At 63.5% G+C, this 20,276-nt stretch carries 16 protein-coding genes; 6 read left to right on the top strand and 10 right to left on the bottom strand.

Going from position 1 to position 20,276, the window contains the following annotated elements:
- Positions 1–41: 41 nt before the first annotated feature.
- The 4 genes from D6Z43_RS02065 (at position 42) to D6Z43_RS02080 (ending at position 4,469) form a co-directional block, all read left to right on the top strand.
- A complete protein-coding gene (locus D6Z43_RS02065) occupies positions 42–749 on the top strand; it encodes a TetR family transcriptional regulator (RefSeq protein ID WP_120650060.1) in 708 nt (235 codons plus the stop codon).
- 296 nt (positions 750–1,045) lie between these two features.
- Complete coding sequence (locus D6Z43_RS02070; RefSeq protein WP_120650061.1) at positions 1,046–1,336, top strand: hypothetical protein; 291 nt, start codon at positions 1,046–1,048, stop codon at positions 1,334–1,336.
- Complete coding sequence (locus D6Z43_RS02075; protein ID WP_120650062.1) at positions 1,333–3,183, top strand: phosphatidylserine/phosphatidylglycerophosphate/cardiolipin synthase family protein; 1,851 nt, start codon at positions 1,333–1,335, stop codon at positions 3,181–3,183. Before D6Z43_RS02070 ends, D6Z43_RS02075 begins: the two co-directional genes overlap by 4 nt.
- Positions 3,183–4,469 (top strand): sel1 repeat family protein, encoded by a 1,287-nt coding sequence (locus tag D6Z43_RS02080; protein ID WP_120650063.1) that lies wholly within the window; start codon positions 3,183–3,185, stop codon positions 4,467–4,469. Before D6Z43_RS02075 ends, D6Z43_RS02080 begins: the two co-directional genes overlap by 1 nt.
- A gap of 435 nt (positions 4,470–4,904) precedes the next feature.
- Here D6Z43_RS02080 and D6Z43_RS28520 read toward each other — a convergent pair whose 3' ends face one another.
- From D6Z43_RS28520 to D6Z43_RS02100, 4 genes are read right to left on the bottom strand one after another with little or no spacing between them, the layout of a single operon-like run.
- The gene (locus D6Z43_RS28520) at positions 4,905–10,613 is read right to left on the bottom strand and encodes an EAL domain-containing protein (RefSeq protein WP_120650064.1); all 5,709 of its coding nucleotides are present in this window, start codon (positions 10,611–10,613) and stop codon (positions 4,905–4,907) included.
- A gap of 46 nt (positions 10,614–10,659) precedes the next feature.
- The gene (locus tag D6Z43_RS02090) at positions 10,660–11,196 is read right to left on the bottom strand and encodes a response regulator (RefSeq protein WP_120650065.1); all 537 of its coding nucleotides are present in this window, start codon (positions 11,194–11,196) and stop codon (positions 10,660–10,662) included.
- A complete protein-coding gene (locus tag D6Z43_RS02095) occupies positions 11,193–12,539 on the bottom strand; it encodes an HD domain-containing phosphohydrolase (protein WP_120650066.1) in 1,347 nt (448 codons plus the stop codon). Before D6Z43_RS02095 ends, D6Z43_RS02090 begins: the two co-directional genes overlap by 4 nt.
- Positions 12,536–13,810 (bottom strand): ATP-binding protein, encoded by a 1,275-nt coding sequence (locus D6Z43_RS02100; protein WP_120650067.1) that lies wholly within the window; start codon positions 13,808–13,810, stop codon positions 12,536–12,538. Before D6Z43_RS02100 ends, D6Z43_RS02095 begins: the two co-directional genes overlap by 4 nt.
- A 167-nt stretch (positions 13,811–13,977) precedes the next feature.
- Here D6Z43_RS02100 and D6Z43_RS02105 point away from each other — a divergent pair, with 167 nt between their 5' ends.
- Positions 13,978–14,679 carry a hypothetical protein gene (locus D6Z43_RS02105; protein ID WP_120650068.1) on the top strand — a complete coding sequence of 234 codons (702 nt, stop codon included), beginning with the start codon at positions 13,978–13,980 and terminating at the stop codon, positions 14,677–14,679.
- A 130-nt stretch (positions 14,680–14,809) separates the two neighbouring features.
- Here D6Z43_RS02105 and D6Z43_RS02110 read toward each other — a convergent pair whose 3' ends face one another.
- From D6Z43_RS02110 to fnr, 3 genes are all read right to left on the bottom strand, one after another.
- Complete coding sequence (locus D6Z43_RS02110) at positions 14,810–15,646, bottom strand: metal-dependent hydrolase (protein ID WP_120650069.1); 837 nt, start codon at positions 15,644–15,646, stop codon at positions 14,810–14,812.
- Positions 15,647–15,890: 244 nt separating this feature from the next.
- Positions 15,891–16,439, bottom strand: coding sequence for an adenine phosphoribosyltransferase (locus D6Z43_RS02115; RefSeq protein WP_120650070.1), 549 nt, complete (start codon positions 16,437–16,439; stop codon positions 15,891–15,893).
- Positions 16,440–16,505: 66 nt separating this feature from the next.
- On the bottom strand, positions 16,506–17,240 hold the full coding sequence (fnr, locus tag D6Z43_RS02120; protein WP_120650071.1) for a fumarate/nitrate reduction transcriptional regulator Fnr: 735 nt from the start codon (positions 17,238–17,240) through the stop codon (positions 16,506–16,508).
- A 148-nt stretch (positions 17,241–17,388) separates the two neighbouring features.
- Here fnr and D6Z43_RS02125 point away from each other — a divergent pair, with 148 nt between their 5' ends.
- Complete coding sequence (locus D6Z43_RS02125; RefSeq protein ID WP_256660934.1) at positions 17,389–17,838, top strand: hypothetical protein; 450 nt, start codon at positions 17,389–17,391, stop codon at positions 17,836–17,838.
- Positions 17,839–17,844: 6 nt separating this feature from the next.
- Here D6Z43_RS02125 and hemN read toward each other — a convergent pair whose 3' ends face one another.
- The 3 genes from hemN to ccoS all read right to left on the bottom strand — a co-directional run bounded on the left by hemN (position 17,845) and on the right by ccoS (position 20,263).
- Complete coding sequence (gene hemN / locus D6Z43_RS02130; protein WP_120650072.1) at positions 17,845–19,227, bottom strand: oxygen-independent coproporphyrinogen III oxidase; 1,383 nt, start codon at positions 19,225–19,227, stop codon at positions 17,845–17,847.
- Positions 19,228–19,308: 81 nt separating this feature from the next.
- Positions 19,309–20,049: a sulfite exporter TauE/SafE family protein gene (locus D6Z43_RS02135; RefSeq protein WP_120650073.1), complete on the bottom strand. Its 741-nt coding sequence runs from the start codon at positions 20,047–20,049 to the stop codon at positions 19,309–19,311.
- Positions 20,042–20,263: a cbb3-type cytochrome oxidase assembly protein CcoS gene (ccoS, locus tag D6Z43_RS02140; protein WP_120650074.1), complete on the bottom strand. Its 222-nt coding sequence runs from the start codon at positions 20,261–20,263 to the stop codon at positions 20,042–20,044. Before ccoS ends, D6Z43_RS02135 begins: the two co-directional genes overlap by 8 nt.
- Between the last annotated feature and the right edge of the window lie 13 nt (positions 20,264–20,276).

The following is a 20,276-nucleotide window of genomic DNA, read 5'->3' on the forward strand; positions in this document are numbered from 1 at the left end:
CAATCCAACGCCGTCACAACCAACCTTAGGTAGGGCCCGAGATGAATTCCGCCAGCGGTGACGAGCCCCAGTCGCCAGAACGAACGCCCGATGCCCCCGGTAAGCGCCTGCTCATGGAAGCGGCGTTGCGCCTGGGTTCCCAGAGTCGCAGCCTGGGCAACCTGGGGCTTCGCGAGCTGGCGCGGGAGGCCGGGCTGAACCCCAATACCTTCTACCGCCACTTCAAGGATGTGGAGGACCTGGGGCTGGCCATCATCCGCAACATCGCTACCCAGCTGCGCCAGCCGCTGCGTGATCTGCGACGCGAGGCGGCGGCCCGCGCCGTGAAGGGTGATGGCGGACTGCTGCCGAAATTGATGGGTATCGACCTGGGCCGCGGACGGCGCGTCTGTCATGAGACGGTGCACTTGTTCTTCGATTTCGTCGACGAGAATGCCGAGGCGTTCGTCATCGGCGTGCGCGAGCTGCATGGCGCTTCCCCGGTTCTGCGGGAGGCTTTGCGCGAAGTGATGGAAGACTTCGCCGCCGACATGGCCGAAGACGTCCGCGAGTACAAACTGCTGCCGACTATGGTGGCCGAGCCGGTGGTGCGACGAGTGTCGCGGCTGGTCAGCCGCAACCTGTTCCAGATGTCGCTGGACTACATCAGTGAACCGGAGCGTCGCGAGGCGATTCGTGAGGAGGCAGTGGAACAAGTGCTGTTCCTCTTCACTGGTGCCAGTGTGTTGCAGGCGGTAGGCGCGTTGTAGGTGTTTTTCTGGGGTGGCGAGCTCATTCGCGAATGAATGCACCTTTAGGTTGCTTGCTGCCCTGTCCGGGTGGAAAGCCTGGGTCCCGATGAGGGGGTTAGGCTTTCTATTTGCTGGCGCACATCCCTGCCCACGGCCTTCAGACGTCTGTCGGAAGCTCCTCTCCAGCGTCTACCTCTCTCCCTGCACGAAGAAGCTCTTTTTCCAGTGTTCATTCTGAACTGGCCTGATAGCGGTAATACGACGGCTCGCGGCAGTCTCCTGCGTTCTGTATTTACGCAGGGAAGTATCTCCGCATGCTTGACGGACTCCACCCCATCTTCGACCCACGCTGCCACAAGCCCCGCGTTTGCACCTTTGATGCACTGCTTCACGTGCTCGCCTTCCGGGGCAAGACGGCCAGCTTCAGATTCCTCCCACTACCCGCACCGAAGTTCTTAGTTCGCCCGCGCGTGCCACCGGCCCAGTCATTGCGGCCCCGGCACGGGGTGATCAGTAGCTTCAATGACGAAGTGCACACCGTACATCGCCGCTGGTACGCCGAGCTGCTCACCAAGCGCCTGGGCCAGAAAGGAGATGCCCCATGAGACCCGCCAACGCCAGGCACCCCGAAATCGTCGTGCCCATCGCCCTCCAGCGCACCCACGAAGCGGTCTGCAGCGCGCCCTGGTTCGTCTGCGATACCGAGTACCGGCCCTGGCCGGCCAGCTACAAGCCCCTGATCAATGGCGAGGAGGCCTTTCGTGCGGTGCACCAGGCCATCGCCAATGCCGAGCGCTCGGTCGACATCATCTGCTGGGGCTTCCAGCCCTCGATGCACTTCATCCGCGACGGCAGCGACGACCGCTGCATCGGCGTACTGCTGGAAGAGAAGGCCCGGCAAGGCGTGCAGGTGCGCATCCTGGGGTGGGAGATGCCGCTCAATGCAGCCGGGGTGGTGGGTGAAGCCAACTTGCCCGGTAAGGGCGGCCTCGCCGACCGGGCAGGGCAGACCTCCAGCGATGAGCAGTACGCCTACGACCGCCAGTGGTTCAAGCAATACGCGGTCGCCGATAACAAGGCCGCCGGGTTGGCGGATGCCCATATCCCGCTGTTCGTCAGCCGTGACTTCAGCTGGTCCGAACGCGCGGAAATCGCCTATCAGCTCAAGCTCAAGCGCCTTGACCCGGAGCTGGCCAAACGCTCCGCCCTGACCATGCGCCACACGGTGACCCACCACCAGAAGTCCGTGCTGGTCGACTTCGAATTGCCGGAGCGGGCCATCGGTTTCGTCATGGGCCACAACATGCTCGACGAGTACTGGGACACCGACCACCACTCGGCCCTCTGGCGGCCGGATCCCAAACGGCCCGACGCGAAGACCCACGCCCCCAATCGCGGCCCTCGCGGCGCCTTGCCGCGCCAGGACATTTCCTGCCAGATCACCGGCCGGATCCTCAGGGACCTGCACCACAACTTCGCCACCGCCTGGGCCAAGGAAACCGGTGAGGACCTGCTGCATGCGCGCAATGCCAATGAACTGGCCAAGCAGTTACAACCGCGCCCGGAGCACGGCAACACGCTGATGGCCCAGCTCCTGCGCACCCAGGCGCAAGAAACGGAGGCCGTGCGCGACATCCAGGCCGGCTACCTGAAGGCCATCAACAACGCCACCCAGTTCATCTACATCGAGAACCAGTACTTCCGCTGGCCGCCACTGGCCGAGGCGATCAAACAGGCGGCCCAGGACCAGACCCGCGCCGGGCGGGACCCGGGCAAACACGGCGCCCTGCACCTGTTCGTGATCACCAATGTCACGAAGGAGGGCCTCGGCGCCGGCACCGTCAACACCCAGCGCATGCTGGAAAGCCTGGGCCGGGCCGACACCATTCCAGCGGTCACCAAGCTGTTGCGCATCGAGAAGGTCAAACGGGACATGCCGCCCCAACCCAAGCCCAATGGCGCCAATGACCGACACGGGCACCGAGAACTAGCCCAATGGCAAGCCGAGCTCGACCGGCAGGTCAAGGACATCAAGAAAGGTGCCGTAGTCCCTGAAGAGCGCCCCGGCCTGAAAGTGCACGTCTGCTCCCTGGTCGCACCCGACTCGCCGGCCGGCCAACCCTGGGTGCCGGTATACATCCACTCCAAGCTGATGATCGTCAACGACGTACTCACCACCCACGGCTCGGCCAACATCAATACCCGCAGCATGCAGGTGGACAGCGAACTGAACATCCTCCACGAGTGGCACAGCGTGACCCAGGCCATGCGCCGGCGGCTGTGGGATCTGCATACGGATGGAAAGGGGGTGCAGGATGATCCGGGAGATGCCTTCGACGCTTGGCAGGAGCTCATCAACGAGAACAAGGAACGTCAATCGAGCAAATCGACACCCGATACCCCTCTGGTGGAGTTCCTGTATGACAAGGCCATCCTGAGGAACCTCGACTGATGCGTTTCCTGCTCCTGCTCACGACCCTGCTGCTGGCCGCCTGCGGCAGCCATGGACTCAAACTGAAAAAGGACCCCACCGTGGACCCGCTATCCCAGATCAAGGCCGACCTGGCCTTCACCTGCCAGCATGAACGCATCCCCGAACCCTCGGCCGACAGCGACCGGCTGTTCCAGTACGCCCGCTGGCTGCAGAAGAACAACCAGCTCAAGGAAGACCCGGCCGTGGGTGCCGAGGTCGAGCGCCTCTACCGCATCGCCGCTGCGCACCAGCACTACAAGGCCAACATCAACCTGCAAAACGGCAGCATGCGTGGCCACTTCAAGCTGCGCGGCGACGAACACCTGCGCTTGAGCCAGGAACTGATCGAGGCCGGCGTGGCCACCGGCTACTACTTCGTCGGTATCTTTCTGCAACAGGGTGCGGCCGGCCTGCGGGAGGACCCGGCCATGGCCCTACGGTACTACCGCAAGGCCGCCGACGAGGGCAGCGCCCTGGGGCAGGCGCTTGTGGCCGACAAGCTGGCGCCCATCGATATCGCCCCGGACATCGCTCGGCAGATGCGCCGTTGCGCGGCCGAACAGGGACATGGGGAGGCGGCTACAGACCTGGGCGTCAACTTGAAAAACAGAGGGGATTTCCAAGGGGCGCTTGAAGCTTTTCAGCTGGGGGTGGCGGCAGGTTACAGCACCTCGGCTTCTTTCCTGAGTAATGGCTTTCGCGGTCCAAAGCCAGATAATCGGCTGCATTACCTTGCTCAACAGGAAGACCTAGAGCGCGCTGAGCGCTACAACAAGATCCGGCGTGTTCTGGGGAACTACTCCTACGCCCAACCCTCGATCCCCGAAATCAACGACATCGTCCCGCTGCCACCGGCCAAGCTGCCGCCCTGGGACGGCACGCTCAAATGGCTGGAAGCGCGCGAAGCCAACATTCCACCGCCCAAACCCAGCGAGGCGCTGACCCAACAACTGGCCAAGGCCCGGCAACTCGACCCCGCCACCGGTCGGCCGCTGCCGGGGTCACCCCACTTCATCACGGTCGATGCACCCGCGCCGGTCTGCGACAGCGGCCAACCCTGCCTCCACGCCGGCTACTGGCAAGCCGTGGCGCTGACCCAGAATCGTCTGGCCCATCTCCACGACGGCGCCATTCGCCGCTTCGAACAGGGCGAAATCCTGCCCACGCTGCTGGTGCGGCAGAGCCATCGCCGCCTCTGGCCGCTGCCCGACAGGGTCACAGTGGGCGAGGAACTGGTTGAGTGGAGAATGCTCGGTGAAGCCTAGGGCTTGGGTGCTGGCTGTTTTGTTTTTGCTCCTGGCCGCCTGCGGCGGCCATGGACTCAAACTGAAAAAGGATTCCGCCCTGGACCCGGAACCGAGCATTTCCATCAGCCAGTCTTCGTTGATCGCCAGGCCGAGTTGACTAACATCTTGACCAGGTTGGCGTAGCGGTGAAGTCCAACCAGAGCGTCCGGGAGGCGCGACTTTCTGGCCGGCAGTTACTCCCTCCACCCATGTGTACAAGAACATTGCAGGTATCGGTTGGCCATCGGTAGGCGAATCAAGCAACTGCATTGCCCGTAGGAGCTGGCTTGCCAGCGAATGGCCCGTTTCGCTGGCAAGCCAGCTCCTACAAGGCTCTTGGCCTGCTGGTAAATTTCTCGCATCCGCTAACGCAGATATAGCGAATTCATTCGCCCAAGAGATGGGTTATCACAGTCATTCCCCGTCTTCTCCAACCGTCGCGTTCTCTTCCTTGGCCTTGGCCATGCTGTGGTGGAGGAAGGCCTGGGCGATCACTGCGCGGAGCTGGTCGTCGTCCCAGGGTTTGGTGAGGAACTTGTAGATGGCCCCCTGGTTGATGGCGTCGGTAACGGACTTCAGGTCGGTGTAGCCGGACAGCACGATGCGAATGGTGTCGGGATAGAGGTCCTTGACCCGGCTGAGGAACTCGGTGCCGTTCATTTCCGGCATGCGCTGGTCGGAAAGGATGACCTGGATGTCGTGCTTGGCCAGTTGCGCGAAAGCGTCCTGGGCGCGGGTAGCGGTGAGAATCTGGTAGCCGTCGCGGCGCAGTACGCGGGTCAGCGCGCGGAGGATGTTTTCCTCATCGTCCAGCAGCAGCAGGGTCTGGGTGTTGCTGGTGCCGGAGCGCGTGTCCAGGTAGGACGCCGGGCTCTTGTGATGTTCGTGGAGGAACTGGTCGAGCTGCTCGAAGGGCATGGGGCGGGCGAAGTAGTACCCCTGGAACTCGTCACAATGGCTCTTCTTCAGGAAGGCGAACTGGGATTCGCTTTCCACCCCTTCGGCGATCACGCGCAGTCGCAGGTGGTGGGCCATGGAGATGATGCCCTGGGTAATCGCCGCATCGTGCCGGTCGCTAATGATCTCCTGGACGAAGGCACGGTCGATCTTCACCTTGTCGATGGGCAGCCGCTTTAGATAGTTGAGGCTGGAGAAACCGGTGCCGAAGTCGTCGATCGACAGACGCACGCCCAGGGTCTTGAGTGCCTGCAAGGTGGCGATGGCGCGCTCGGCGTTGTCCAGCAGCACGGTTTCGGTGATCTCCAGTTCCAGCAACTCGGCCGGCAATCGCGTTTCTTCGAGGACGCGCCGCACGCTGTCGACGAAGATGTTGCGCTGGAAGTGCACTGCCGAGATGTTCACCGCCACCACCGTGCCGGTCATGCCCCGATCCAGCAGTTCACGGCAGTCGCGACAGGCGGTGGCGAGAACCCATTCGCTCAGGGGGATGATCTGCCCGGTGTCTTCGGCTACCGGTACGAACTGCGCCGGCGAAATGAAGCCAAGCAGCGGGTGCTGCCAGCGCAGCAGGGCTTCGAAGCCGGTGACGCGACCGTTGCGGCCGTCGATCTGCGGCTGGTAGTAGAGCATGAAGGCGTTGGCTTCCAGGGCCTTCTGCAGCTCATTGCGCAGGGTCACCCGTTCGCTGACTTTCTGTTCCAGGTCGGTGGTGTACCACTGGTAGCAGTTGCGTCCCTGTTGCTTGGCCTTGTACATCGCCAGGTCAGCCTGCTGGATCAGCTGCATGGGCTGCTGCATGCCTTTCTCGCTCACGGCGATGCCCAGACTGGCGGTGATGTGTATTTCGCTGCCGGCTATGGGATAGGGGCGGGCGATGCAGTCGATGACCCGCTCGGCCACCTGCAGCACGTCTTCCTCACGGGCCAGGTCCGGCAGGATCAGGATGAACTCGTCGCCGCCCAGGCGCGCCACGGTATCGCCGGGGCGAACCTGCTGGGTCAGCCGCCGCGCCACTTCCACCAGTATCTGGTCGCCGATGCCATGGCCCATGGAGTCGTTGATCGGCTTGAAACCGTCCAGGTCGATGAACATGACCGCCAGCTTGCGCTGGTAGCGCTGGCTGATCTGGCAGCCCTGGCGCAGGCGGTCTTCCAGCAGCGAGCGGTTGGGCAAACCGGTGAGTACGTCGTGGCTGGCGTTGTAGGCCAGCTCGGACTCCACTCGCTTCTGCTCGGAAATGTCGTTCTGTACACCGATGAAGTGCGTGATCTCGCCATGCTCGTTGGGGACCGGGGCGATGTAGAGGTCGTTCCAGAATGGCGTGCCGTCCTTGCGGAAGTTACGCAGCACGACGTGGACCTCACGCTTCTCCGCCAGCGCATGGCGGATCTCGGCTATGCCGGCCTGCTCGTGGTCCGCGCCCTGGAGGAAGCGGCAGTTTCGCCCCATGGCCTCGGCTGCGGTGTAGCCGGTGATGCGCTCGAAGGCCGGGTTGACGTAGACCACCGGCAGGTCGCTGGCGGTGGCATCGCAGATCATCGCGCCGTTGTAGCTGGCCTCGATGCTGCGCTGGAGGATGCGCAGCTGTTTCTCCGACTCCTTGGCGCGGCTGATGTCGCGGAACGCAATGACCCAGCCGCCGAGGGTCTGTGCGTGCAGGAGCGGCGCGCAGTCGTAGGCTATATGGCGCTCGCCGTCCAGGCTGACTTCACCATGGCGACCCGTGGTGGCGGGAGTGCTGTAGAGGTCCAGTGGCAGGTGATCGATCAGGGCCTGGCCAAGCAGGGCCTCGGGGCTCTGGCCGAGCAGTTCGGCGGCAGCCGGGTTGACGAAGTTCAGCCGTCCCTGGCGATCCACCGCGAGCAGTCCCTCGCCGACGCTGTTGGTGATGGCCGAGGTGAAGTCCAGTTGCTCCTGCAGGCGCTGTTCGCCGGAAAGCACCTGTTGCACCAGACGGATGTTTTCCAGCGCCGCCACGGCCATCTGCGCGAACTGCTGGGCAATCGCCAGGTCGTCCTGGTTGAAGTCGCCGTCGTACTTGTCGGAGAGCTGGATCAGGCCTAGATGGCGCCCGCCGTGGTCGATCAGCGGCACCGCCAGCCAGCCCTGCAGCGGTAGCTGGCCGCTGCCCGCGTCGCCTGCCGCATCCAGTTCGGCACGAGTCAGCAGCACCGGCTGGTTGCCGACGCAGGTCCGGGCATAGAGCGCGACACCTTCAGCAGGCAACTGCGGTGTCTGCCAGTCCTGGTACTTGGGTGATAGCGAGAAGGCGCCCGGACCCTGGCCATCGCCGAGGTCGATCAATGACTGATGGGAGCCCACCAGCAGGCGCAGTTGCTCGCAAATGAAGTCCAGCAGGGTGCGGGTGTCGAGAATGCCGCCAATACGCAGTGCAGTGTCGCTGAGACCGTGCAGGAGCAACGCCTTGCGCTCCGACTGGACGAGCGTGTCCTGCAGGGCGCGGGTCATGCGGTTGCGTTCGCCGATGTTCTTGGCGATGCCGAAAACCCCGACTATCTGCCCTTCGACGACGATGGGCAGGTGGGTGATGTCCAGCTCCAGCGAGCCGCCAGCCCGGTCGTGGCAGCGCACTTCGAAGCGCTGCGCCTTGCCCTTGAGGGCGCTGCGGAAATGCTCGCGGACGTGTTCGATTTCGGCGTCGAGCACCAGCCGGGAAAACGATTCGCCGAGCAGGTCTTCGGCGTTGAAGCCGATCAGCTCGCAGCCGGCCTGATTGAGACTGAGGAAGCGACCATTGCGGTCCAGGGAGAACACCGGGTCAGGGTTGAAGATGAACAGGGAACGGTAGCGCTGCTCGCTTTCCAGGAGCCGCAGGCGATCGTTCTGGCGTTCGATGGCGATGGCCGCGAGCTGGCCGGCGGTGCCGATCAATTGCAGGGACTCGTCGTCCGGGGAGCAGGGCTGGTGCAGGTAGACGGCGAATGTGCCGAGTACGTCGCCGTGGTGGGAGATCAGCGGGATCGCCCAGCAGGCGCGCAGGCCGTGGCGCATGGCCTGGTCACGGTGTTCGTGCCAGAGGGGGTCTTCGCTGATGTCTTCGCTGACCACCATCTGCCTGCGGAATACCGCGGTTCCGCAGGCGCCGGCCAGGGGGCCCATGGACTGGCCGTCCAGCGCCTGGTTGAAGGCGTCCGGCAGACTTGGCGCGGCGCCCAGGTGCAGGTGCTTGTGATCGCCGCTAACCAGGAGGACCGAGCACAGGGCTGAGGGGTCGAGGGTTTCGCTCATCAGGCAGATGGCCTTGAGGATCTCCGCTAGCGGCTGGTCGGTGGAGATCATGCTGAGGATGTCGCGCTGGTCCTCGGCATAGGCTTCATGACGCACCAGGTTGGTGATGTCGTGGGCGACGGCGAACAGGGTGCGCTCGCTCTCCGACCAGCCGGCGGACCAGAGGAGGTGGACGACGCTGCCATCCTTGCGCTGGCAGCGGTTGCGCACGGCATCCCATGACTCTCCCTGGATGATGGCTTCGATATCGCCGCGTGTGCGCTCGCGGTCCTCGTTGAGGACGAAGTCGGTGTAGGGGCGGCCGATCATCTCCTCCGGCCGATAACCGAGCACGCTGTGGCTGGAGGGGCTGACCTGGGTGAAGCGCTCGGAAGCGTCGATGGCGCAGAGCACATCCATGGAGTGGTCCATGATCCGCTGGTTCTGCGCCTGCAGGCGAGCCTGGTGCTGCAGGCTCAGTTCCAGTTCGCGGTTGCTTTCGCGAAGGCGCTGGCTGCGTTCGAGGGCGAGCCGGGAGAAGCTCTGGCTGACCATCAGGAGGAAGGTGAAACCCAGGCCGAACAGCATGAACAGCGGTGGTAGATAGACCGAGGCGTAATCGCTGCGCGGCAGGGCCTGGTAGGTGCGCATGCGCCAGCGGCCCTCCGGGCCCAGGTCGGTGAACTGCATGTCCACCGGGAACAGGCTGCGGCCATCTCTGCCCGTGCCGGACTCATAGATGCGCCGCTGGCCTTCGAAGACCTCCAGTACGAATCCATCCAGGTTCCTTCCCAGTTGGCGATCCAGGGTGGCGCTGATGTCCAGGCTGGCCACCAGCAGCGCCTTGGGTTGGCCGTCGATGTGCAGAGGTGTAGCGACCAGCGTGCTGTTGTCGGTGGCGCTGAAGCTCTGCGCCGGGCTCATCTGTGCAGCAGTACCCTGACGCACCTGTTGAAGCCAGTCGCGCAGCTCGGACTGGGCGAGGAAGCGCGCCAGCCAGTCGTCTGCCACGCGGTTGCGTCCTTGCTGCAGGAGTGGCTTGAGATCGGCGTCGAGTACGGCGATCAGGTTGAGGTTGGGGAAGTCCCGCAGGTAGCTGTCCGCTTCCTGTTGCCAGAGTCGCTCCGGCGGCATTCCTTCCAGGGTCTGCCAGCGCTCGGCCATGCGCTGGACGAGCTGCCGGCGCACGGTAACGGTATTTTCGATGGTGGATTGGGCGCGCAGCAGAAGCTGGTGGCTGTGGGCATTGAGGGTGGAAATCTCATTCAGGCTGAGGAGGAACCAGCCGATGCAGGTGGTCAGCGTGCCCAGAATGCCGGTGGCCATGGCACGCCGGTTCAGCAGGCTGCGCTGGTCCTGCGGCAGCGCACAGAGCATCAGCACGGCGGTGCCGAGCAGGGCGATGAAAAGGTGGGTGACGTGCCCGGCTTCCGGCCGGAAGGCGAAGCGAGGCAAGCCGTGGCCGGCGCCCAGCAGCGACAGTTCCGAAAGCAGTGCCAGACCGATCAGTGTGATACCACAGAGCTGGCTGAGCCAGCGGCCACCCTGGCGGGTGACGGCCAGGAGCATTGCCAGGCCGAAGAGGCAGGCGACGATCGCCAGTTCACTGCGAATGCGCCAATACCCACTGATTAGCGAGCGGCCATGGTCACTGCCGCCGGACAGCACGTTGTGTCCGAGGCTGTAAGCGGCCAGGGCGACCAGGGCCAGTCCCGCCAGCCACGAGGCGCGGCGCCAGGCGCGGGTAGCGCTCAGCAGGGCGCTGCCGGCGAAGATGGTGATCATCGCGCTGTCGGGCAGCAGTACCAGTTCGTAGCGCGCCGGATTGGTCATGACCGCGAAGGCGACCATGCTGGTGACGCCCAGCGCGATCAGGGCAAAAGCCAGGCAGTGCAGGTAAGCCTGGTAGCCGAGGTTGCGGTTGTGCTTGGCCATGGGGGCGTGCCGTTCCGGTGGCGGGGGTGGTACTGGCTGACCGGACTCAGTCATCCAGGTCGCAGTCCTCGAGCAGCACGGCGCCATCGGCGTCGCGGCGCACACGAGTCAGCCCCGGGTGCTCGCTTTCCAGGCGCAACAGTTCACGGTGCTGGCGCTCCAGGGTGTCCTGCTGGCCACGAACCTGTTCCAGTAGGCGACGGTTTTCGTCGCGCAGCAGGAAGAGGTCGACGGCGGCCTGCAGGGCGCTTTCGATGTCGTAGTTCTCCCAGGGTTTGGAGAGGAAGCGATAGACCTCGGCACGGTTGATCGCCTGCATCAGCGTGGCGCGGTCGCCATGGGCGCTGAGCAGCATGCGCAGGGCATCGGGCTGTCGCTGACGAGCGAACTGCAGATAGGTCAGGCCGTCCAGTTGCGGCATGTTGAGGTCGCAGATGATGGCGGCGTACTGGTGTTCGGCCAGCGCAGCCAATGCCGTTTCGGGGTTGTCGAAGGGGTGCAGGACCCAGCCCTGCGGTCGCAACAGGCGTTGCAGGGCGCTGAGGATATGGGGTTCGTCGTCCACCAGCTGGATCTTGATCATCGTGGCTGCTCCTTTGCCGTGCTCCCGGCTGCCTCCGGCAGGCGGACGTGAAGGGTATAGCGCGCGCCTTCGCTGGCCTCGAAGGCAATGAGCTTGTCGATCAGGGTGCGGCTGAGCTGTTTGCCTGCATTGAGCAGGAGCATGCCGCTGTCGGCCCGGAGATTTCGGGTCAGGACCATGCCCGGTTCCAGGCGACGGGTGTCGACGGCGAGGATGCCGGGATCAGCCTCAAGCAGGTCCGGCGCATGGCGGGTGCATAGATCGATGAATTGCCGGCAGAGCGCCGGATCGTAGAGGCGTCCTGCGTAACGGGCGAGAAGTTGCAGGGCTTCCGGTCGGGGCACCGGACGCTGCAGTACCAGCCCGCACTGCAGCTCGACGAAGTCCACTGCCAGTTTGAGCAGGCGTGCGCCGTAGGGAATGACTTCGCCGTGCAGTTGATCCGGGAAGCCGGTGCCATTCCAGCGTTCCTGGTGGTGGCGGATAAGCCGCCCAGCGTCGTGGAGCGGCTCCAGTGCCATGAGCAGACTTTCGCCCAGCTGCGGATAGCGGCAGTAGCGCTCCCGCTCCTCGCGGTGCAACAGGTCGCTGGGCCGGTTGAGCAGGTGGTCGTCCCAGGTCAGCTTGCCGAGGTTGTAGAGGGCTGCTGCCATGGCCAGGTCGCGGGTATCCGCCTCCGGCAACTGATGTTCGTTGGCAAAGGCCCGCACCAGGGCGATGACCTGGGCATTACCCTGCTTGTCGCCTGGAAGGCGCTGGGAGAGTAGGGAGGAGAACACTTCTGTGGCGGTCACGTAGCTGTGCCGCAGTTCGTCGTAAGCCAGGTCGAGCATGTCGGCGGTCTGTTGCAGCTCGGCGGTACGGTCGCGGACCCGCTGCTCCAGGCTGGCGTTGAGTTCCTGCAGGCGCTGGTTCTGTTCCAGGGTGAGGCGCTCGAGCCGCTGGTGCTCGCGCTCGGCATGCTGATGGGCGAGGGCCTGGCGCAGGGTGAAACGCAGCTCGTCGTCATTCCAGGGTTTGCCCAGATAGCGGTAGATCTGTCCCTGGTTGATGGCGCGGATGCTGGTGTCCAGATCGGTGGCGCCGGTGAGCATCAGCCGCAGTGTGCCGGGCCAGCGCTGTTGTACTTCGGCAAGCAGGGCGGGGCCATCGAGCCCGGGCATGCGGGCGTCGGAAACCACCAGGTCGACCTCGTTCGCGGCCAGCAGGCCGAGTGCCTCAGTGCCTCCGTTGGCGGTGAGCAGTTCGTAGGGTTCGCCTCGCAGGACACGTCGAAGGGCGCTCAGGATGTGTTCCTCGTCATCCACCAGCAGCAGGGTGGGGCGGTACTGGGCTTCACTCATGCCTGCGTCCCGCCGGGCAGGGGTTGCTTGCGGGGCAACCAGACGCGGAAGCGCGTGCCATGGCCGGGCTGGCTCACCACTTCGATGCGGCCGTTGTGTTTCTGCACGATGTTGTAGGAGAGCGCGAGACCCAGCCCCGTGCCTTTACCCACCGGTTTGGTGGTGAAGAAGGGCTCGTAGATACGATTGAGAATGGCCGGGTCGATGCCCTTGCCGTTGTCTTCTACCTCCAACCAGACCCAATCGCCTTGTTGGCCGCTGCGCAGGCAAATGCGGCCGAAACTCTCGATGGCATGGGCAGCATTGATCAGCAGGTTCATCACCACCTGGTTGATCTGCGATGGGATGCACTCCACCAGCGGCAGCTCGCCGTAATCGCGCACCACTTCGGCCTTGTACTTGAGTTCGTTGTTGACCAGATTGAGGGTACTGTCGAAACCCTTGTGCAGGTCGGCGGCGCGGAACTCCTCTTCTTCGATGTGGGAGAAGTCCTTGAGGGCGGTAATGATTTTCTTGACCCGTTCGATGCCATCCTCGGACTCGTGGATCAGGGCCTCGACGTCGTTGCGGATGTAGTCGTACTCCAGGCTGCGCTTGAGCTGCTGGAGTTCTTCCAGGCTCCCGACGCCGTCTACCGCGTCGACGATGCGCAGCAGGTCGTTGACGTAGCCGGTGAGGGTCTTGAGGTTGGAGAACACGTAGCCGATGGGGTTGTTGATCTCATGGGCCACGCCGGCGGCCAACTGGCCGATTGCTGCGAGCTTTTCCGACTGCAGCAGCTGGGCGTTGGCTTTCTCCAGCTTGTGTACCAGTTGTTCCTGTTCCAGCTGCTTGCTGCCCAGGGCGTTGAGAGCGGCGGCCAATTGCTCGTTGGAACGGGCGAATTCGGTGGTGTCGTAGAGCAATAGCCCCAGGCAGCGTTCACCGCCGCAATCGAAGGGAAACAGCAGGGTGCTCTGCAGGCGCAGGGGGGTCACCTGACCTTCGGGGCTGTAGGGGAGCTGGATCAGGTAGGGATCTTCCCGCCAGTGGGTGTAGGCGTGCAGACCCTGGTCGCGAGCCCTGGCCACCATCTTGCCGAGGCGTGGCGTGTCCGTTTCCGGGAAGACAGCGGTCAGGGGTTGTCGCAGGGCCGGGCCCAGGACTTTTCCGCTGCGCTGGCTGACGAATTCGTTCCAGTGAAGGATGCGCAGCTCCTGGTCGAGGATGATGACGCCCACCTCGATCTGTTCTACCAGGGCTCCGGCAAGGTCCAAAGGGCTGCTTTCCATGATGTCGCCCGCTTTTTTCGCTGTGGAACGGTTGGCAGGGTTGAATTCTGGCGCTTGTCCGACTTTGTTGTACGAAGTGTATGACAGATTTCAGGCGTCTGAATCCTGTCGAAGATTGCGCCTGATGGCGCCTGGGAATCCCTTCAACTGGAATGCAAGGTTAGACCATGGGGCTGGAGCCAAGGGCTGAGGCACAGGTTCGCTACGAATTCGGGTTTCCCGACGGCCGCCTATGGGTGCATGAGGTGGACCTGGCGGGGCAGAGCGAAAGCTCGGATAACGCGCCTGAATGGGCCCGGCTGGGCTTCGGGCAGTGCACCCATTGCCCGCTGAAGGCGACGGAGGTGCGCGATTGCCCCTTCGCGCGGGTGCTGGCGCGGCCGGTGGCGGTGCTGGCGCGTTCACCGTCTTACGAGGAAGTACGGGTGGCCGTGTTCTGGCGGGGCCGGGAAATTCGCCAGCAGACCACCTTGCAACGTGCGCTCGGCTCGCTGCTGGGACTGCTCGGGGCGACCAGCGGTTGCCCGCATACCCGGATGTTAAGGGCGATGGCCTGGTTCCATTGGCCATTCAGCAGCTCGGCGGAAACGCTTTATCGTGCCCTGGGCACCTACCTGCTTGGGCAGCACCTGCGCAGGCAGCGCGGGCTGGAACCGGACTGGGACATGGATGGCTTGCGCGAGCAGTACCGTAACCTGCGGCTGGTCAATCTGGGGATGGCCGGACGCCTGCGCGCTGCCGCGGAGGAGGATTCCAGCCTCAACGGACTGATCCTGCTGGACCTGCTGGCGGCCGACACCCTGTATTCGCTGGACAGCTACGAAGGGGAGCTGGATGGGTTCTTCGCGGAGTTTTTCGAGGACAGTTGAAGCGAGCTCTGTTGTGGGGGCGAATTTGTTCGCCAAGGGCAGCGACGTTGCCCCCTCGAACGCATCAGGGCGGACCTGTGGCCCGCTTGGCGATTGAAATCGCCCCTACAGAAGCACTCCAGCCGAGCGGTCAGCCGTTGAAACCCAGGCGTTCCTTCCAGCGCTTTTCCAGCGCCTTGGTTTCGTGGTCGAGCGGGTGGAATCCGGGGCGGTAGTAATCCAGATAGGGCTTGATCATCTTCGGGAAGTAACCGTTGCGCGGGCCGAGAAGCGTCTTCAGGCCACGGGCCCAGCTGCGCCAGTTGAACAGCTGGCCATCCTTGCGCATCAGGTGGACCTGGAAGGTCATGATCACGCCGAAGAACAGAAGCGTGGTCAGCACCATTGTGCCGGTGCGGATCAGGTAGCCGCCGCCAATTGCGTTGTAGGCGTCGTAGCAGACCGCCTTGTGTTCGTTTTCCTCGATCGCGTGCCACATCCACAGCTTGTACATCTTCGGGTCGTCCATCTGGGTGTTGATGTCTTCCCGGCGCAGCAGTTGCTCGGCCATGGTGGCGGTGAAGTGTTCCAGCGCGCATGTGGCGGCCAGGCGCTGCTTCCTGGTGGTGATGCGAGTGACCCACTCCAGCAGTACCTTGATGCGAAGTTCCAGGCGCTCCAGATCGATGCCGTGCTCGGCGGCGTAGTCGTTGTAGGTCGCGTGCTCCTTGGAGTGCATGGCTTCCTGGCCGATGAAGGCGCTGATGTCCTTCTGCAGCTGGGGGTCACTGACCTGGTCGCGCACGGCGCGGACGCTGTCGACGAAGAATTTTTCGCCGTACGGGAAGAGCGAGGAGAGGTTGTTCATGAAGTGCGTCATGAAGGGATCGCCACTCCACCAGTACTTCTGGGTCGACGCAAAGCTGAAGTCCATGCGGCGGACAGGAAAGTTGGCCTTGGGCAGGGGGGCGCTGGCGCTGGCTGTCATGCGGGAATCCTCTCGGGCTCGGCGAGCCGTCCATTCGTTGTTATCGGCGGGCACGTCAACCGTGCCATCAGTCGATGTAACTATTGAGGATCGAGCGAGGAGGCGCGAGGGGCTGGGCGCCAACTTTCGGCGGGTGATTGCGGCGTGGCGTGGGGTGAGGAGTAACGCCAGCCGGAAGCGATGTAACCCGCAGCGGCTGGCTGTGCTTCGGTTGGGGCCCGCTGGCGCAGGCCCGCAAGTCCGATCAGCGTTCGTCGAGGGCGAAGGCGGTTAGGGCGAAGGTGGGGATGCCGGCGTCGGCGAGGCGTTCGGAGCCTCCCAGCTCGGGCAGGTCGATGATGGCAGCGGCCTCGAACACGCTGGCGCCCATGCGCCGTACCAGGCGGGTGGCGGCCAGCAGGGTACCGCCGGTGGCGATCAGGTCATCGAAAATCAGTACCCTGTCGCCGTCGCACAGGCTGTCGCTATGCACTTCGAGGAAGGCTTCGCCGTATTCGGTCTGGTAGGGCTCGGAAAGCACGTCGGCCGGAAGTTTGCCTTGCTTGCGGAAGAGCACCAGGGGCTTATTGAGTTCGTAGGCGATGATCGAGCCGATCAGGAAACCACGAGCGTCCATCGCACCGATGTGGCTGAAGTCGGCTTCGACGTAGCGCTGGATGAAGCTGTCGGCCACCAGGCGCAGGGCGCGGGGGGACTGGAACAGCGGTGTGATGTCGCGGAACACGACGCCGGGCTTGGGGAAGTCCGCAACAGGGCGGATCAGTGTCTTGATGGAGAAGTCGTCGAAGATCATCGTGGATGCCTGATGGGAAGGGCGGGTGGAACAGGCGGGGCCGTCAGATTGGCGGGCCCGCAACAATCAGCTTTCGATGGTCCCGCCAGCCATGGCGCAGAGTTCGATTGGGTCGAGGATATGCACTTCCTTGCCCTCGGCAGCGATCAGGTTGGCCTGCTGGAATCGGGTGAAGACCCGGGAAACGGTTTCGACCGCCAGCCCCAGGTAGTTGCCGATTTCGTTGCGCGACATGGCCAGGCGGAACTGATTGGCGGAGAAACCACGGGCGCGGAAGCGGGCCGAAAGGTTGACCAGGAAGGTGGCGATGCGCTCATCGGCTGTCTTCTTGGAAAGCAGCAGCATCATCTGTTGGTCGTCGCGGATTTCACGGCTCATCACACGCATCAATTGGCGGCGCAACTGCGGCAACTGGACCGAGAGCTCATCGAGGCGCTCGAAGGGAATTTCGCACACGGAGGTGGTTTCCAGTGCCTGGGCGGAAACCGGGTAAAGCTCGGTATCCATGCCAGAGAGGCCAACCAGTTCGCTGGGCAGGTGGAAACCGGTGATCTGTTCTTCGCCGGTGTCGGTCACGGTGAAGGTCTTGAGCGCACCGGAGCGCACGGCGAAGACTGAACCGAAGGCATCGCCTTGGCGGAAAAGGAGCTCACCTTTCTTCAGGGGACGGCCGCGCTTGACGATTTCGTCCAGCGAATCCATGTCCTCCATGTTGAGCGACAGCGGCAGGCAGAGTGCGGCCAAGCTGCAATCCTTGCAATGGGCCTGGGGGAGGTTGCGCACCTTGATGATCTCGGACATGAGCTATTCCTTGCAGAGCAAACACACATAGCGCGTAAGGTTAACGCAGGGTCCTGGCAACGGCCAGAAAAAGCCTGCCTGACTCTCAGTTCAAGATTGATCGATAACGGCCGATATCTGGGCTGAGTTTCAGGCAAGGAGCGGCCTTATGTTGCGCTTTGATACCAATGGCCCGGTGTATCGGGTAGCTGACGCAGTGCGGCGACAGGTCGCACGTGAGGACGACGCCCCCGTTGACCAGAATGCCGTGCGCCAGGGGATCCGCGTCAGTCTTTCCGATCTGGGCAAGACGCGTGCGGCACAGAAAAACGACGACATCGATCAGAGCAGTCTGCCCGATGGCATCAAGGAGCTGTTGAAGTTGATCCGCGCGCTAAAGGCGCAGATTGCGGAGCGGCAGGCTGAACTGGAGGCAATAGCAGCCGACCAGAGCCTGGACGAGGAAGCCCGTTTGCAGCGCCTGGAAGCGTTGCGCGGCGAACTGGCTTCACTGCAAGGCGCGCTCAGCAGTGCCAACCTCAATCTCGCCAAAGCGATTCGCGAAGCCGGGCTCAGCGATGAGCAATCGCTCGAAGTCGGCAAGCTGCTGAGCGCATGAGTCGGCTCAGATCACCCGTGAGAAACGCTGCTGGTTGTGGTCGGCCAGGTAGTGGTCGAAGAGCATGCACAGGGAACGTACCAGGAGACGACCGGCAGGCAGTACGTCGATTCGGCTGTCAGTGAGGTCGATCAGACGATCCTGGTGCATTTGCTGAAGTTGCGGCCAGATATTGGCGAAATAGCCGCGGAACTCAATATTGAAACGGGTTTCGATGCTGGCGAAATCCAGTTCGAATTCACAGATCAGTTGTTGAATCACCGCCCGTCGGATGCGGTCATCCTCGTCGCACAGCAAACCGCGATTGGTTGCGAGCAGATTCCGCTCCAGTTCGCCCTGGTACTCGTTGAGTTGCACCGCGTTCTGGCAGTAGAGGTCGCCAATCTGGCTGATGGCGGAAACGCCGAGACCAATCAGGTCGCAATGACCGTGGGTGGTATAGCCTTGGAAATTTCGCTGCAGGCGGCCGTCTTCCTGGGCGATGGCCAGTTCATCGTCAGGCAGGGCGAAGTGGTCCATGCCGATGTAACGATACCCGGCGGCGCTCAGTTGCTCGACGCTACGCTGGAGCATTTCCAGCTTCTGTCCGGGGCTGGGAAGGTCTTCACCGCGAATCCGCCGCTGCGGCATGAAGCGATCTGGCAAGTGGGCGTAATTGAACACCGAGAGCCGGTCCGGTTGCAGGGCGATCACTTCGTTCACGGTGCGGGCAAAGCTCTCCGGGGTCTGCTTGGGTAGGCCATAGATCAGGTCCAGATTCAGCGAACGGTACTGCAAGGTGCGCGCGGCTTCGACTATGGCACGGGTCTCATCGAGGCTTTGCAGGCGGTTGACAGCGCGTTGCACTGCTGGCTCGAGGTCCTGTACGCCGAGGCTGACGCGGTTGAACCCCAAGTCGCGGAGAAGGCCCATGGTGGACCAGTCGGCCTCGCGAGGGTCGATCTCGATGCCGTAGTCGCCGGAGTCGTCGTCCAGCAGATTGAAGTGCTTGTGTAGATGGCCCATGAGCCGTCGCAGTTCATCATGACTCAGGAAGGTGGGGGTGCCGCCACCAAAGTGCAGCTGCTCGACTTTCTGTTGCGGATCGAGGTGGCAGGCGATGAGTTCGATTTCCCGCTCCAGGTGCTCCAGGTAGGGCAGGGCGCGGCCGCGGTCCTTGGTGATGACCTTGTTGCAGGCGCAGTAGTAGCAGATGTTCGCGCAGAACGGCACGTGTACGTACAGCGATAGCGGACGGCGGGCTTTGCGGCTATCGCGCAGGGCGTGGAGCAGGTCGAATGACCCCACCTTGTGGTTGAACTGAACGGCGGTGGGGTAGGAGGTGTAGCGGGGGCCTGGAGTGTCGTAGCGGCGGATCAGGTCCGCGTCCCAGCGAATATTGTCGAGCATACGGGAATCCCCGGTTCGGCTGTCTGTGCCAGGGAGTCTATGGGGCCGCCATCAGGGCGACCTTGATTTGCATCAAGCCGTCTAAGGGCTGTGGGTGCCGTGCTGGTGCTCGTTGCTGCCGGCGCTGCTGTCATGGGCTCCGTGTCCCATCAGCCAGGCCTGGTGCGGGCCGGGGAGGGTCCAGAGGCCGAAGAGGATCACCAGCACGCCGCCGGCGACGCGAACCCCACGCTTGCGCAGCAGGGTCGTCACGCGTTCGGCGGCAAGACCGGTGGCGATCAGCACCGGAAGGGTACCGACCCCGAAAGCGAGCATCAGCAAGGTGCTGTCCACAGCAGACCCCTGGCTGGCGGACCAGAGCAGGGTGCTGTAGACAAGGCCGCACGGCAGCCAGCCCCAGAGTCCGCCCAGCAGCAGGGCGCGAGGCAGGCTGGACACCGGCAGCAGCTTGCGCGCCACAGGCTGGATATGGCGCCAGAGCCCTTGCCCCAAGGCCTCGATGCGGGTCAGGCCGCTCCACCAACCGGCCAGGTAGAGCCCCATGCAGATCAGCAGCAGCGCGGCCACGACTCGCAGGGCCATGGCTGCCGGACTGCTGGCGACGGCCCAGCCGGCCAAGCCGATGAGCAAACCGGCAAAGGCGTAGCTGAGGATGCGCCCAAGGTTGTAGGCCAGCAGCAGGCGCAGTCGGCGGGCGCGCTGTTCAGGAGGAATGGCCAGTGTCAGCGCGCCCATCAGGCCGCCGCACATGCCGAGGCAATGGCCGCCGCCGAGCAGACCGAGTATGAGCGCGGAAAGCAGCAGGGGAGCGAGTTCAGCCACGGGGATTGTCCTGCTCGTCCTCTTTGTCTTTCTCGCTGCCCTCGGCTTCGGCAACGCCGGCCTTGTGCTTGGGGTCCTCGTCATCGAAGAGGATGCTGTGGGCCGGGCCGTCGAGGTCGTCGTACTGGCCACTGTCCACGGCCCAGAAGAACAGCCAGATGGCGAAACCGACCAGGCCGATGGCGACCGGGATCAGTATGTAAAGCGCTGGCATCAGGGGCTCCGAT

It is taken from the genome of Pseudomonas sp. DY-1 (genome assembly GCF_003626975.1).
In the GTDB taxonomy this organism is placed as follows: Bacteria; Pseudomonadota; Gammaproteobacteria; order Pseudomonadales; family Pseudomonadaceae; genus Metapseudomonas.

Coding starts and splice junctions, on each gene's coding strand:
- D6Z43_RS02070 (WP_120650061.1), top strand. CDS start 1,046: ATGCTTGACGGACTCCACCCCATCTTCGACCCACGCTGCCACAAGCCC.
- fnr (WP_120650071.1), bottom strand. CDS start 17,240: ATGTCCGAGATCATCAAGGTGCGCAACCTCCCCCAGGCCCATTGCAAG.
- D6Z43_RS02065 (WP_120650060.1), top strand. CDS start 42: ATGAATTCCGCCAGCGGTGACGAGCCCCAGTCGCCAGAACGAACGCCC.
- D6Z43_RS02100 (WP_120650067.1), bottom strand. CDS start 13,810: ATGGAAAGCAGCCCTTTGGACCTTGCCGGAGCCCTGGTAGAACAGATC.
- D6Z43_RS02125 (WP_256660934.1), top strand. CDS start 17,389: ATGTTGCGCTTTGATACCAATGGCCCGGTGTATCGGGTAGCTGACGCA.
- D6Z43_RS02080 (WP_120650063.1), top strand. CDS start 3,183: ATGCGTTTCCTGCTCCTGCTCACGACCCTGCTGCTGGCCGCCTGCGGC.
- hemN (WP_120650072.1), bottom strand. CDS start 19,227: ATGCTCGACAATATTCGCTGGGACGCGGACCTGATCCGCCGCTACGAC.
- D6Z43_RS02105 (WP_120650068.1), top strand. CDS start 13,978: ATGGGGCTGGAGCCAAGGGCTGAGGCACAGGTTCGCTACGAATTCGGG.
- D6Z43_RS02075 (WP_120650062.1), top strand. CDS start 1,333: ATGAGACCCGCCAACGCCAGGCACCCCGAAATCGTCGTGCCCATCGCC.
- D6Z43_RS28520 (WP_120650064.1), bottom strand. CDS start 10,613: ATGGCCAAGCACAACCGCAACCTCGGCTACCAGGCTTACCTGCACTGC.
- D6Z43_RS02090 (WP_120650065.1), bottom strand. CDS start 11,196: ATGATCAAGATCCAGCTGGTGGACGACGAACCCCATATCCTCAGCGCC.
- D6Z43_RS02115 (WP_120650070.1), bottom strand. CDS start 16,439: ATGATCTTCGACGACTTCTCCATCAAGACACTGATCCGCCCTGTTGCG.
- ccoS (WP_120650074.1), bottom strand. CDS start 20,263: ATGCCAGCGCTTTACATACTGATCCCGGTCGCCATCGGCCTGGTCGGT.
- D6Z43_RS02110 (WP_120650069.1), bottom strand. CDS start 15,646: ATGACAGCCAGCGCCAGCGCCCCCCTGCCCAAGGCCAACTTTCCTGTC.
- D6Z43_RS02095 (WP_120650066.1), bottom strand. CDS start 12,539: ATGAGTGAAGCCCAGTACCGCCCCACCCTGCTGCTGGTGGATGACGAG.